The organism is Pseudomonas sp. CFBP 8758 (assembly GCF_014841725.1).
Taxonomy (GTDB): Bacteria; Pseudomonadota; Gammaproteobacteria; order Pseudomonadales; family Pseudomonadaceae; genus Aquipseudomonas; species Aquipseudomonas baltica.
Map to the genome: position 1 here is coordinate 109,547 of NZ_JACYUK010000009.1, position 13,548 is coordinate 123,094.

Sequence of the window (13,548 nt, forward strand, 5' to 3'; positions counted from 1 at the left end):
CTCAGGCGCAGCGTTTGCTCCTACAGGTTTTCATGTCCAGACGTGTAAGATGTCGCCTGTTTTTTCTGCTGGCAGGTACTCGCAATGAGCTTCAATCTCGCTAATCGTTCGCTGGCCGAGCGCGCCATGATCGAGGATGAAAAGGCCCGTCTCTACGAGCTGTGGCAAGCCAACCTGGGCAAGGCCAAGGCCGACGCTGCCCGACTCATCGGGGAAAAGGCCAAACGCAAGGGTCGTTGGGCCGAGTGGGTACGCGCCGAGCTGGACGGCATGTCTCCCCCTGAGTACGCCAACATGGTGCGTGCCGAAGTGAACAAGCTGATGGCTGCGGCACGCTGAGCCAGGGGCTGCCGGATTCGCCTGCACAAGCGTCGGGTTTCAATAGCCCGCTGCAGCCGGCAGGCTCAAGGTACCGCTGTCGCTGAAGCGCACCGTTCCGAACAGTCCGCCGGCAAGCTTGCCATGCAATCGGTAGGGCATGCCGTTCAGGCTCTGGGCGGGATTGAGGCCCACGGCCTGGCGCAACGCCGTAAACGCAGACACGCTCACAGGCACGGCCAGCACTTCCTCCGAATAACGTTCGATACGACCGTGCTGGCTGCTGACGCCACTGGCCAACGGCTGGCCGTTGACGTCCAGGTTCACCGCTATGCCGTCGTAGTCGATGGCGGTTTCGTTGGGGTTCTGCAGCCGCAGCTTGATGGCGAAGCGCAGCTCCAGCTCTTGCGCAGGCAAGGGCTCGATGCCCACCACACTGATGGAAACCGGATCCCTGGAGGGCAACAGCGAACATCCCGCTATGCCGGCCAGAAGTGCCAGGGTCAAGCAACTGCGCAATAAGCGAAACATGAGTGGGTAACTCCCGGACCGAGCACGTCGCTCCCTCAGTGCGACCATGAGTGTGGCTCTGGGTTCGCCATTCTGCGGGATGAGCGAACCAGGATATGCCTGGCAGAGGCTTGGACTGGCTTGATGTGTGCAGATGTTTCAAGGAAATGGCGTTCCTGAGGGCCCAGCCCTGCGCCGTCCGGGAAGTGTGGGCATCGGTGCGTTGGATCGGGGCAGTCAATCGCGGCAAGCCCCAGACTGGCGCAGCGGTTCGACCATCGAGAGTAGGGCTGCTTTCACTTTCGAGGCGTCAAGTAGCCACTTGGCGCCTATGGTTACCCTTCAGGAACGCTCCTATGCGCACATCCGTCTTCGAGGGCACACCCCATGACCGTTTCGAAACTCAAACCTACGCTGGGCACGCTGCACCTTTGGGGTATCGCCGTTGGCCTGGTGATCTCCGGTGAATACTTTGGCTGGAGCTATGGCTGGGGCAGTGCTGGCACCCTGGGTTTCCTCTGCACCACGCTGATGGTCGCTGTGATGTACACCTGCTTCATCTTCAGCTTCACCGAACTGACCACGGCCATTCCCAATGCGGGTGGTCCATTTGCCTACAGCCTGCGCGCATTCGGCCCTGCAGGCGGCATGATTGCCGGGCTGGCGACCCTGATCGAATTCGTCTTCGCCCCGCCGGCCATCGCCATGGCCATCGGCGCCTACCTCAACGTGCAGTTTCCCGGACTCGATCCCAAATGGGCCGCGGTCGGTGCCTATGCCGTGTTCATGAGCCTCAACATTGTCGGCGTGAGCATTGCGGCCACCTTCGAACTGGTGGTGACCATCCTGGCGGTGTTCGAACTGCTGGTGTTCATGGGCGTGGTGGCGCCGGCGTTCAGTTTCAGCAACTTCGCCCTGGGCGGTTGGGCCGGGTCCGACACGTTCAGCCTGGGTGCATTGAGCGGCATGTTCGCGGCGATTCCTTTCGCCATCTGGTTCTTTCTGGCCATCGAGGGTGCGGCCATGGCCGCCGAGGAGGCCAAGGACCCCAAACGCACCATTCCCCGGGCCTACATCGCCGGGATCCTGACCCTGGTCACCTTGGCCATCAGCGTGATGATCTTCGCCGGCGGCGTCGGCGACTGGCGCGCCCTGGCGAACATCAACGACCCGCTGCCGCAAGCCATGAAAGGCGTGGTGGGCGATAACTCCAACTGGATGCACATGCTGGTATGGATCGGTCTGTTCGGGCTGGTCGCCAGCTTTCACGGAATCATCCTGGGCTATTCACGGCAGTTCTTCGCGCTGGCACGGGCGGGTTTCCTGCCCAAGGGCCTGGCCAAGCTATCGCGCTTCCACACCCCGCACCGCGCCATCCTCGCCGGTGGGGTGGTGGGCATCGCGGCGATCTTCAGCGATGGGCTGGTCAACCTGCAGGGGCTGAGCCTGACCGCGGCAATGATCACCATGGCTGTGTTCGGTGCCATCGTCATGTACATCATGAGCATGCTCAGCCTGTTCAAGCTGCGCCACAGCGAACCTCAGCTCGAGCGTTCCTTCCGCGCGCCCGGCTATCCGCTGGTGCCGGCCATTGCGCTGGTGCTGGCGCTGGTGTGTCTGGTGGCGATGGTGTGGTTCAATGCGATGATCTGCGGGATCTTCATCGGTCTGATGTGCCTCGGCTCGCTGTTCTGCGTATTCGTGCGCAGCCGCGGCGACAGCCACCCCGTACTGGCCAGCGAGTGAGGAGGGCAGCATGAGTTTCGTGCACAGCGTCGCCGGGCAGACCTGGCGCTTCGACAGCCTCCGGCAATTACTGGCCAAGGCCAGTCCGGCGCGATCGGGGGACTATTTGGCCGAGATCGCCGCCGGCAGCGATGCCGAGCGGGCGGCGGCGCAAATGGCGCTGGCAGACGTGCCGCTCAAGCGTTTCCTGCACGAGGCGCTGATCCCCTATGAGGACGATGAAGTCACCCGCTTGATCGTCGATACCCACGATGCCCAGGCCTTTGCCGCAGTCGGCCATCTGACCGTGGGCGGCTTTCGTGACTGGCTGCTCGGCGACGACGCCACCGAAAGCAGCCTGCGTGCTCTTGCGCCCGGTATCACGCCGGAGATGGCCGCCGCCGTGTCGAAGATCATGCGTGTACAGGACTTGGTCCTGGTGGCGCAGAAGATTCGCGTGGTCACGCGCTTTCGCAACACGGTAGGGCTGCGTGGGCGGATGTCGACCCGGCTGCAGCCGAACCATCCCACGGACGATCCGGCCGGTATCGCTGCCAGTGTTCTGGATGGCCTGCTGTATGGCAACGGCGATGCCATGATCGGCATCAATCCGGCCAGCGATAGCCTCAGCGCCATCAGCGAGCTGTTGAAGATGCTCGACGGCGTGATCCAGCATTACGGCATACCGACCCAATCCTGCGTGCTGACCCATGTGACCTCTTCGATAGCCGCCATCGAGCGCGGCGTGCCGCTGGATCTGGTGTTCCAGTCCATCGCCGGCACCGAAGCGGCCAACAGCAGCTTCGGTGTCAGCCTGGCGGTGTTGCAGGAAGGCCATGAAGCAGGCCTGAGCCTGAAGCGCGGCACCCAGGGCAACAACCTGATGTACTTCGAAACCGGGCAGGGCAGTGCGTTGTCCGCCAACGCCCACCATGGGGTCGACCAGCAGACCTGCGAGGCGCGGGCCTATGCGGTAGCACGGCGGTTCGACCCATTCCTGGTCAATACCGTGGTCGGCTTCATCGGCCCTGAATACCTGTACAACGGCAAGCAGATCATCCGCGCAGGGCTCGAGGACCATTTCTGCGGCAAGCTGATGGGTGTGCCCATGGGTTGCGACATCTGCTACACCAATCATGCCGAGGCTGACCAGGATGACATGGACATGCTGCTGACCCTGCTGGGCGTGGCCGGTATCAATTTCATCATGGGCATTCCGGGGTCGGACGACGTCATGCTCAATTACCAGACCACCTCTTTTCACGATGCCTTGTATGCGCGCAAGACCCTGGGCCTGCGGCCGGCACCGGAGTTCGAAGATTGGCTGGCGCGCATGGACATACTGCAGCAGCAGGACGGCCAGCTGCGCCTGGGTACGGCTGTTCCGCCGTTGTTCGGCAGGGCCCTGGCCCGTCTGGGTTGACGGGCCAAGGTTTGGCTAACGCTATCCATCTGCTCGAAGGTGAGCCATGAACGACAACACTCCCACCCGAGGCGACCCCTGGAGCGCGCTGCGTGCACTGACACCGGCGCGCATAGCCCTGGGCCGGGCCGGCACCAGCTTGCCCAGCAGCGCACAGCTGGACTTCCAGTACGCCCATGCGCAAGCCCGCGATGCCGTGCACCTGCCGTTCGACAAGGCAGCGCTCGCCGAGGCTTGTCCCGGTAGTTTGAGCCTGCACAGCGCGGCGACTGACCGGCATGTCTATCTGCAGCGTCCTGACCTGGGTCGGCGCCTGGACGAGGCTTCGCTGCAGCAGCTGCTCACTCACGCCGGCGAGAGTTCGGCAGGGTTCGACCTGGCGGTGGTGATCGCCGACGGTCTTTCCGCGCTGGCTGTGCACCGGCATGCGCTGCCCATGCTGCAACGCATCGAGCAGATTGCGGGTGACGAGGGTTGGAGCCTGGCGCCGGTGTGCCTGGTCGAGCAAGGACGGGTGGCCGTGGCCGACGAGGTAGCGCAGGCACTGGGCGCGCGCATGGTGGTACTGCTGATCGGTGAGCGGCCGGGCCTGAGTTCGCCCGACAGCCTCGGGCTGTATTTCACCTATGCCCCGCGAGTGGGGTTGAACGATGCCGCGCGCAACTGCATTTCCAATGTTCGCCAGCAGGGCCTGAGCTACGCCACCGCTGCGCACAAGTTGCAGTACCTGATGCGCGAGGCCTGGCAACGCAAGCTGTCGGGCGTCCACCTCAAGGATGAAGCGTTGGTACCGGAAATCGAAAACGACGCCCCGCAGCGACCGGGGAATTTCTTGCTCGACAACCCCCTGTAGCAGCGGCGCGAGCCGCGTCGGCGGTATCCGCTGAGCATCTGGCCCAACGCGGTAAGCCCAGACGCGGCTTGCGCCGCTGCTACGGGGGATGGCGAGCCGCGTCGGCGGTTTCGCGGTTACAGGGGATTGCGCATCTTTTCGATATGAATCCAGAGGTTTTCATCCTCGAAGGATTCGATCACCAGGTTAGCCCCGGCGGACCGCAGGGTCTGCGCCGATTGGCTGGTCGACAGCGCCACGGTGAACAGCCCAGCCGCAACCGCAGCAGTTACCCCAGGTACCGAATCTTCGAAGGCAATGCCTGCCTCGGCGCGTGCGCCCAAGCGTTGCAGGCCGGTAAGGTAGGGCAGCGGATCGGGTTTGGCGCGTGCCAGCTCTTCGGCAACCACCACTGTCGGCAGGCGCTCGGCCAGGCCCAGGGCATCGAGCATGTGTTCGGCATTGGCACGCGGTGCGTTGGTCACTACCACCATGCCCAGTTGCGCCTGCTCGGCATAGTCGAGCAAACGCAACAGCCCGGCAATCGGCGCAAGTTGCGGTGCAAGTTCGCGAAAGCGCGCTTCCTTGCGATCGGCGAACGCTTCGTGCTCCGCCACCGAGCGCTCTGGAAACAGGTACTGGCACATGTCGGCATTGGCCCGGCCGCTGGCATGCAACTGGAACTCTTCATGGGTGAATTCGCGACCTTCCTCGGCCAGCAATTGCTGCACGGCGAGAAGGTGCAAGGCGTCGGTTTCAGTCAGTGTGCCATCGAGGTCGAACAGCAGGGCTTCGAGCATGAATCGTCCATTCCATCCCAGGGTTTGCCGCAGTGTAGCAGTGTCGGATGGCAGTTCCGATGCTCGCGGACCGGCTATCGGGCAGATGACGCTTGGCAAGTATTTAGGGTGATGTTATTTTGCCATCAATTGAATTGCCCTCTCTCAAATTGCCCGGTCTCTCGCAGGAAGCTCGAGCCTGACATCTGCAGGAAAGTGTCATGTCCGATCCCGTTCATGCTTCTGCCCAGGCTCTAGTGTCCTGTGACCGGCTGACCCTGTTGCCCGACCGGCGACAATTTCTCACCGACCTTGGCCATCTGTTGCTGCAGCATCCGGGAGCGTCCCGCCACCTGGTACTGATCGATGCCGTGGATACCGCCTGGGCCCATGACATGACGCTGGCCCTGGGCATGGTCCCATTCGAGAACCTGTTGTGCTGCATAGCCCGTCGGCTGCTGCGCCTGCGCGCGGGGCAGGGCCCGGTCTACCACATCGGCCGCAAGCGTTTCGCCTTCGTGCTGGACGCCGAGCAAGCCGATGTCGGCGGCTATCTCGACATGCTGGTACACGCCTTGCGCTGTCCCACCCAGATAGAAGGCATGCCGGTTCGACCCACCGTGCGCGCTGGCGTCACGCCATTTCAGATCAGCTTCGAAGCGGTCCGCGATGCACTGCGCAAAGCCATGTACGCGGCCGAACTGGCGTTGCTCGGCGGTCAGGCGTGGGCGTGGTACGACCCCGTGCGCGACAACGCCTATCGCAGGTCCTTCCGACTGGCGTCCGATGTGACCCAGGCGCTGCGCGACGGGCAACTGCGATTGGTGTTCCAGCCCCGCTTCGCCTTGCCCGAGGGTGATCAGGTCAGTGCCGAAGCATTGCTGCGCTGGGAGCATCCACGGTTGGGTCCGGTTTCGCCCGCCGAGTTCATTCCGGTGCTGGAAAAGAGTGCGTTGATCCATAGTGTGACGCGCTGGGTCATCGACGCAGCCTTGGCCAAGCTGGCCCAATGGCCTGCAACGGTGCTGACCAAACTGTCGCTGAATCTTTCCGCGCTGGATTTCGACGGCCACGACATCACTCAGGTCATCAGCGCGGCCTGTCGCACCTACGGCATTCACCCCGAGCGCCTCGAGGTCGAGATTACCGAAGGCGAGTGGCTGCGTTCCAACCCACTGGTGCTGACACAGCTGGCCGCCATCCGCGAATTGGGCGTGGATGTAGCGATCGATGATTTCGGCACCGGCTACAGCAATTTCTCCTACCTGCACGAAATACCTGCCAACGTGGTGAAACTCGACAAGTCGATGATCACTGGCATGGAGCACAGCCCGCGGCATCAACTGATCGTGCAGACGGTGCTGGAACTGGCGCGCAAGCTGGGCTACCGCACCGTGGCCGAAGGCGTCGAGACCTTCAAGTGCATGCAGATGATCCGCGCCCTGGGCTGTGATGAAGCCCAGGGCTACTTTTTCGCCCGGCCCATGCCGGAACAGGAATTTCTCGGTTGGAGCGGCGCATCGCGCTTCCCATTGCGCAAATTGCTGGTGGCAACACCCGCCTGATCGGCACCGTTGGCGCCCTTGGTGGCGAGAACTGAAAATAGACGCTTTACTGTTCATGCATACAGTAGTAAAAATGCAGCCATGAACAGATCACTCCCACTCACCTATTTTCATTCCCCCAGCAACCTGGCCTCGAGGGCAGGGCAGTGATGGGCGCCGTGGTCAGCCTTGAAGGCCTGATCGACCAACGCCGCATCTGGCGCGGACGTCAGGAAACCGCTCCCAGCGGCTTGCAGCCCACCGGGCATGCTGCCCTCGATGCCGTGCTCCCCAACGGTGGGTGGCCTCCGGCGGCACTCAGTGAAATCCTGCTAGCCGCCAACGGCAGTGGCGAATTGCAGTTGCTCTGGCCGACCCTGGCGCGCTTGAGCCAGGCGGGCGAACGAATCGTACTGATAGCGCCCCCGTTCATTCCCTATCCTCATGCCTGGATGGCGGCGGGTGTTCGTTTGCAGCATCTTTGCGTGCTCAAGGCCCAAGGCAAGGATGCCTTGTGGGCTGCCGAGCAATGCCTGCGTTCCGGCAGCTGCGCAGCGGTACTCTGCTGGCCGCAGAACCCTGATGACAAGGCCTTGCGACGCCTGCAGGTGGCGGCAGAAACCGGCGAGACCCTGGGCTTTGCCTTGCGCGAACAGCGGGCGGCGCTCAACCCGTCACCGGCAGCGCTGCGGCTGTCGCTGCATGCGCCTGCAGGGCAGGTGCAGGTACTCAAATGTCGCGGCGGGATACCGCCCGCGATGCCCGTCACCTTCGTCAGTTACGTTTGAGATTGCCATGCTGTGGGCCTGCATTCTGCTGCCGCAACTGGCGCTCGACGCCGTGCTGCGCCAACGCGAAGACCCACAGCAACCGCTTGCCCTGGTCACCGGCCCGCTGCAGCGACGCGTGCTGCAAGCAGTCAATCCGGCGGCACGTGAACTGGGCCTGAAACCGGGGCAGTCACTCACCGCCGCCTACATGCTCAGCCGTGATTTCGCCACCGCACCCTACGACCCGGCCCAGATCGAACACTGGCAGCGTTTCCTGGCTGCGTGGGCCTATCGGTTCAGTTCCCAGGTCAGCGTGCATTACCCCCGGGTCCTGTTGCTCGAAGTGCAGTCGACCCTTGGACTGTTCGGGCCATGGCCGCAGTTCGAGGCGCGGTTGCGCAGCGAACTCGATGCCCTGGGCTTCCGCCATCGCATCACCCTGGCCCCCAACCCGGCTGCGGCACGCATGCTGGCCAACGCCTATGACGGTCTCAGCGTCGAGGATCAATCGACGCTGGCCGATGTTCTCCAGCGCTTGCCGGTGGAGCGGGTCGGGCTCGCCGCCGCCGATGCCATCGCGCTCAAGCGCATGGGTATGCGCCATCTGGGCCAGGTGTTGGCGCTGCCCAGGGCGCAACTTGCCAGGCGCTTTTCGGCCCAAGTGCTCAGTCATCTGGACACCCTGCTCGGGTACCGGCCCCTGGCCCTGGAATTCTTCATTCCTGCAGATGTATTCGATCAACACATCGAACTCAACTTCGATGTGGAATCCCATCAGGCGCTGCTGTTTCCCCTGCGGCGCCTGATCAACGACCTGGCGGTGTATCTGGCCGGGCGGGATGTTGGGGTGCAGCGTTTCACCCTGCATCTCAAACATGCCGAGGGCGAGGACACCCTGGTCGAAGTTGGCTTGCTCGCTGCCGAGCGCGACGCCGCGCTGTTGTTCGAACTGGCCCGCGGGCGCTTCGAGCATCTGCAGGTGCCCCGGCCTGTGCAGGTGGTACGGTTGAGCGCGCTCGATCTGCCGCGCTTCGTACCTGCCTGCAAGGAGCTGTTCGACCAGCGACCGCAACAGACCCAGCCCTGGGAGCAGTTGCGCGAACGCCTGCGAGCACGCCTCGGCGACGATGCTTTGCAGGATCTGCGCGCCCACGCTGACCATCGCCCCGAGCGGGCCTGGCGCAACGATGGTGCTTGGGTGCCGGCCTCTCCAGACCTGGGCGCAGCCCGTCCAGGCTGGTTGCTCGAACAGGCCGAGCCTTTGCCCGCCCATGGCCTGCGTGTGCTGGCAGGGCCTGAACGCATCGAATCGGGGTGGTGGGACGGTGGCGATGTGCGCCGCGACTACTATCTGGTCGAAACCTCAACAGGGCGAAGGGGGTGGGCCTACCGAGCAGTGGGCGATGACCCTCAGTTGCTGTTGCAGGGTTGGTTCGCATGAGCCAGGGCTACGCCGAGCTGCATTGCCTTTCCAACTTCAGCTTCCAGCGCGGCGCGTCCAGCGCCCAGGAACTGTTCTCCAAGGCTGCGGCGCTGGGCTATCGAGCGTTGGCGATCACCGATGAATGCACCATGGCCGGTATCGTGCGCGCCTGGCAGGCTGCCCAGGCCCATTCGATGACGTTGATCGTCGGCAGTGAAATGCGCATCGAACAAGGCCCCAAGCTGGTGTTGCTGGCGCAGAATCTCCAGGGCTACCAGGCCCTGTGCCGCTTGATCACCCTGGCTCGACGGCGCGCGAGCAAGGGCCAGTACCGGTTGCTGCGTGATGACCTCGACGAGGTCGAACGCGACGGCTTGCTGGCATTGTGGATAGCCGATGAACCCCACGATCTGGCCCACGGCCATTGGCTCAAGGTGCGTTTTGCCGAGCGCCTGTGGGTGGCCGTGCAGTTGCACCGCGGCGCCAATGACCAGCGGCGCCTGCAGAATCTGCTGGGCCTGGCCAAGACCCTGGGCCTGCCGGCCGTGGCCTGCGGCGACGTGCACATGCATGCCCGCGGCAGGCGTGCCCTGCAGGACACCATCACTGCCATACGCCATCACGTGCCGGTGGCCGAAGCGGGGCATGTGCTGTTCGCCAACGGCGAACGCCATCTGCGCGGGCTGTCTCAACTGGCCGACATCTACCCCGTCGCGCTGCTGCAGGAAACCTTGAATATAGCCCGGCGTTGCAGCTTCGACCTGGGCCAGCTGCGCTATCAATATCCGTGCGAGCTGGTGCCGCGTGGCTACGACGCCGGTGCCTGGCTGCGCCACCTGAGTGCCCAGGGCGCGCGCTGGCGCTGGCCGTCTGGAGTGGACCCCGAGGTGCAGGCGTTGCTCGACAAGGAACTGCAACTGATCATCGAGCTGGGCTATGAAAGCTATTTCCTGACCGTCCACGACATCGTCCGTTTCGCCCGCGAGCGGCACATTCTCTGCCAGGGACGCGGCTCGGCCGCCAACTCGGTGGTGTGTTTCGCCCTGGGCATCACCGAGCTCGACCCGCGTGAAACACACATGCTGTTCGAGCGCTTCATCTCCAAGGAACGCAACGAGCCACCGGACATCGATGTGGATTTCGAACACGAGCGGCGCGAGGAAGTCCTGCAATACGTGTTCCGTCGCTACGGTCGCGAGCGTGCCGCCCTGACCGCTGTCGCCAGCAGCTATCGAGGGGCGGGCGCGGTGCGTGATGTGGCACGGGCATTGGGCCTGCCAGCAGATCAGATCACCGCCTTGGCCGATTGCTTCGGGCGCTGGAGCGACCACCTGCCACCACTCGAGCGGTTGGTGGAGGCCGGCTTCGAAACCCAGAGCCCGGTGCTCAAGCGGGTGATGGCGCTGACCGAGCAGCTGATCGGTTTCCCTCGTCACCTGTCCCAGCATCCGGGGGGCTTCGTCATTTCCGAACACCCGTTGCACACCCTGGTTCCGGTCGAGAACGCCGCCATGGCCGAGCGCACGGTGATCCAGTGGGACAAGGATGACCTGGACGCCGTGGGCCTGTTGAAAGTCGACATTCTGGCGCTGGGCATGCTGAGCGCGATCCGCCGCTGTTTCGATCTGGTACGCGGCTACCGTGGCCGCGAACTGACCCTTTCGACCTTGCCCAAGGAGTGCCCGCAGACTTACGCCATGATCAGCCGCGCCGACACCATCGGCGTGTTCCAGATCGAATCCCGGGCGCAGATGGCAATGCTCCCGCGGCTCAAACCCAAGACGTTCTACGACCTGGTGATCGAAGTCGCCATCGTACGGCCGGGGCCGATCGTCGGTGACATGGTTCACCCGTATCTGCGCCGGCGCAACGGCGAGGAAGCCGTGAGCTATCCCTCCGAGGCGCTGAAGAAAGTCTTCGAACGCACGCTGGGCGTGCCGCTGTTTCAGGAGCAGGTGATGGAATTGGCGATCGTCGCCGCTGGCTACACGCCAGGGGAGGCGGACCAGTTACGTCGCTCGATGGCCGCCTGGAAGCGCCACGGCGGTCTGGAACCGCATCAGCTCCGCCTCACCGAAGGCATGCTCAAGAACGGTTACACCCGTGAGTTCGCCGAACGCATCTTCGAGCAGATCAAGGGTTTCGGCAGCTACGGTTTTCCCGAGTCCCATGCGGCCAGCTTCGCCTTGTTGACCTACGCCAGTTGCTGGCTCAAGTGCCATGAGCCGGCAGCCTTCGCCTGCGCGCTGATCAACAGCTGGCCCATGGGCTTCTACAGTCCCGACCAGATCCTCCAGGATGCACGTCGCCATCATCTGCAGATCTTCGCCGTCGACGTGTGCCACAGCGACTGGGACTGCAGCCTGCAGCCCGGCGAAGGTGGGCAACCGGCCATACGCTTGGGGTTGCGGATGGTCAAGGGCCTGCGCGAAGAGGCCGGTCGCGCCGTGCAGCAGGCTCGCCTTGGCGGCCCGTTCCGCGACGTGACCGACCTGGCCCGGCGCTGTGCGCTGGACAACCGCAGCCTGGAACAGCTGGCCGATGCCAATGCCTTGCTCGGCCTGGTGGGGCATCGCCATCAGGCCCGCTGGGATGTCGCCAGCGTCGAGCAACAGTTGCCGTTGTTCGCCGAAGTGCCCGGCCTGCGCGAAGAGCCCGTGGCCTTGCCGGTCCCCACTGTCGGCGAAGACCTCTACGCCGACTATGCCAGCCTGGGCACAACCCTCGGTCCGCATCCGTTGGCCATGCTGCGCGAGCGTCTGCAAGCATTGCGCTGCCGCAGTTCTCATGACCTGCAAAGCCTGGCCCACGGCCGTCCGGTGACCGTGGCCGGGCTGGTGACGGGCCGGCAACGGCCGTCGACCGCCAGCGGGGTGACCTTCGTCACCCTGGAAGACGAATTCGGCATGATCAACGTGGTGGTCTGGCGGGATCTGGCCGAGCGCCAGCGGCGGGTGCTGGTGGGTTCGCAGATGATGCAGGTCAAGGGCCGGTTCGAGCACAAGGACGGCGTGCGCCACGTCATTGCCGGGCATATGGCCGATGTCAGCGCCATGCTCCATGGGCTGGATGTACGCAGCCGCGATTTCCACTAGCCAGGCTGCGCGGGCCAGGCAAATGCAGTATTGTTGTGTCCATTCGTAAAAGCCTGTGCTGTTCAGGCGATCGCCAAAGGGTAGAGGGTGTCATGGGTCACGAAAGCATCAACTGGGACAAATTGGGTTTCGACTACATCAAGACCGATCTGCGCTACCTGTCGCATTGGCGCGACGGTGAATGGGACCAGGGCAACCTGACCGAAGACAATGTGCTGCACATCAGTGAAGGCTCGACCGCGCTTCATTATGGGCAGCAGTGCTTCGAGGGCCTCAAGGCCTACCGTTGCAAGGATGGTTCGATCAATCTGTTTCGCCCCGACCAGAACGCCCTGCGCATGCAGCGCAGCTGTGGTCGCCTGTTGATGCCACAAGTGCCCACCGACGTGTTCATCGACGCCTGCCGACAGGTGGTCGCCGCCAACGAGCGCTTCATTCCGCCCTATGGTTCAGGCGGCGCCCTCTACCTGCGTCCGTTCGTGATCGGCGTAGGTGACAACATCGGCGTGCGTACAGCGCCCGAGTTCATTTTCTCGATTTTCTGCATCCCGGTCGGCCCCTACTTCAAAGGCGGCATGAAGCCGCACAATTTCGTCATTTCCGGCTACGACCGCGCCGCGCCCAACGGTACCGGTGCCGCCAAGGTGGGCGGCAACTACGCTGCCAGCCTGATGCCGGGTTCCAATGCGAAGAAGGCCAACTTTGCCGATTGCATCTACCTGGACCCCCAGACCCACACCAAGATCGAAGAAGTGGGTTCGGCGAACTTTTTCGCGATCACCCGCAACGACGAATTCGTGACCCCGAAATCGCCATCGGTGCTGCCTGGCATCACTCGTCTGTCGTTGATCGAACTGGCGCAATCGCGCCTGGGCTTGAAAGTGATCGAAGGTGATGTGCTGATCGATCAGCTCGATCAGTTCAAGGAGGCCGGCGCCTGCGGCACCGCGGCAGTGATTACCCCGATCGGGGGAATCGAATACCAGGACAAGCTGCACGTGTTCTTCAGCCAGGAAGAAGTGGGCCCATTCACCCAACGCCTCTACAAGGAGTTGACCGGTATCCAGTCCGGAGACGTGGAAGCTCCACAGGGTTGGATCGTCAAAGTCTGATTTTCAGGGCAGGCCGG

11 protein-coding genes are annotated in these 13,548 nt (G+C 63.4%); 9 read left to right on the top strand and 2 right to left on the bottom strand.

Features of this window, described 5'->3' with window-relative positions; genetic code table 11:
* The first annotated feature begins 84 nt into the window (after window positions 1-84).
* Window positions 85-339 carry a hypothetical protein gene (locus tag IFT75_RS19125; protein ID WP_122476946.1) on the top strand — a complete coding sequence of 85 codons (255 nt, stop codon included), beginning with the start codon at window positions 85-87 and terminating at the stop codon, window positions 337-339.
* Window positions 340-378: 39 nt separating this feature from the next.
* On the opposite strand, the gene IFT75_RS19130 is transcribed toward IFT75_RS19125, so the two are convergent.
* On the bottom strand, window positions 379-849 hold the full coding sequence (locus tag IFT75_RS19130) for an LEA type 2 family protein (protein WP_122476948.1): 471 nt from the start codon (window positions 847-849) through the stop codon (window positions 379-381).
* A 366-nt stretch (window positions 850-1,215) separates the two neighbouring features.
* Between IFT75_RS19130 and eat the strand changes: the two genes are divergently transcribed.
* From eat to eutC, 3 genes are read left to right on the top strand one after another with little or no spacing between them, the layout of a single operon-like run.
* Window positions 1,216-2,574: an ethanolamine permease gene (gene eat / locus IFT75_RS19135; RefSeq protein WP_192056263.1), complete on the top strand. Its 1,359-nt coding sequence runs from the start codon at window positions 1,216-1,218 to the stop codon at window positions 2,572-2,574.
* Window positions 2,575-2,584: 10 nt separating this feature from the next.
* Window positions 2,585-3,976: an ethanolamine ammonia-lyase subunit EutB gene (locus tag IFT75_RS19140; protein ID WP_192056265.1), complete on the top strand. Its 1,392-nt coding sequence runs from the start codon at window positions 2,585-2,587 to the stop codon at window positions 3,974-3,976.
* Window positions 3,977-4,022: 46 nt separating this feature from the next.
* Window positions 4,023-4,829 carry an ethanolamine ammonia-lyase subunit EutC gene (eutC, locus tag IFT75_RS19145; RefSeq protein WP_122476953.1) on the top strand — a complete coding sequence of 269 codons (807 nt, stop codon included), beginning with the start codon at window positions 4,023-4,025 and terminating at the stop codon, window positions 4,827-4,829.
* Between the two features lie 116 nt (window positions 4,830-4,945).
* Here eutC and IFT75_RS19150 read toward each other — a convergent pair whose 3' ends face one another.
* Window positions 4,946-5,608, bottom strand: a complete 663-nt coding sequence (locus IFT75_RS19150) for an HAD family hydrolase (RefSeq protein WP_185793438.1) — start codon at window positions 5,606-5,608, stop codon at window positions 4,946-4,948.
* A gap of 200 nt (window positions 5,609-5,808) precedes the next feature.
* Between IFT75_RS19150 and IFT75_RS19155 the strand changes: the two genes are divergently transcribed.
* The 5 genes from IFT75_RS19155 to IFT75_RS19175 all read left to right on the top strand — a co-directional run bounded on the left by IFT75_RS19155 (window position 5,809) and on the right by IFT75_RS19175 (window position 13,531).
* Complete coding sequence (locus IFT75_RS19155; RefSeq protein WP_185793437.1) at window positions 5,809-7,152, top strand: putative bifunctional diguanylate cyclase/phosphodiesterase; 1,344 nt, start codon at window positions 5,809-5,811, stop codon at window positions 7,150-7,152.
* A 149-nt stretch (window positions 7,153-7,301) separates the two neighbouring features.
* Window positions 7,302-7,919, top strand: a complete 618-nt coding sequence (gene imuA / locus IFT75_RS19160) for a translesion DNA synthesis-associated protein ImuA (RefSeq protein ID WP_122476956.1) — start codon at window positions 7,302-7,304, stop codon at window positions 7,917-7,919.
* A gap of 7 nt (window positions 7,920-7,926) precedes the next feature.
* The gene (locus tag IFT75_RS19165) at window positions 7,927-9,342 is read left to right on the top strand and encodes a Y-family DNA polymerase (RefSeq protein WP_192056267.1); all 1,416 of its coding nucleotides are present in this window, start codon (window positions 7,927-7,929) and stop codon (window positions 9,340-9,342) included.
* The gene (locus IFT75_RS19170; RefSeq protein WP_192056269.1) at window positions 9,339-12,419 is read left to right on the top strand and encodes an error-prone DNA polymerase; all 3,081 of its coding nucleotides are present in this window, start codon (window positions 9,339-9,341) and stop codon (window positions 12,417-12,419) included. The genes IFT75_RS19165 and IFT75_RS19170 overlap by 4 nt, the downstream gene beginning before the upstream one ends.
* 92 nt (window positions 12,420-12,511) lie before the next feature.
* Window positions 12,512-13,531 (top strand): branched-chain amino acid aminotransferase, encoded by a 1,020-nt coding sequence (locus tag IFT75_RS19175; protein ID WP_122476961.1) that lies wholly within the window; start codon window positions 12,512-12,514, stop codon window positions 13,529-13,531.
* Window positions 13,532-13,548 lie beyond the last annotated feature (17 nt).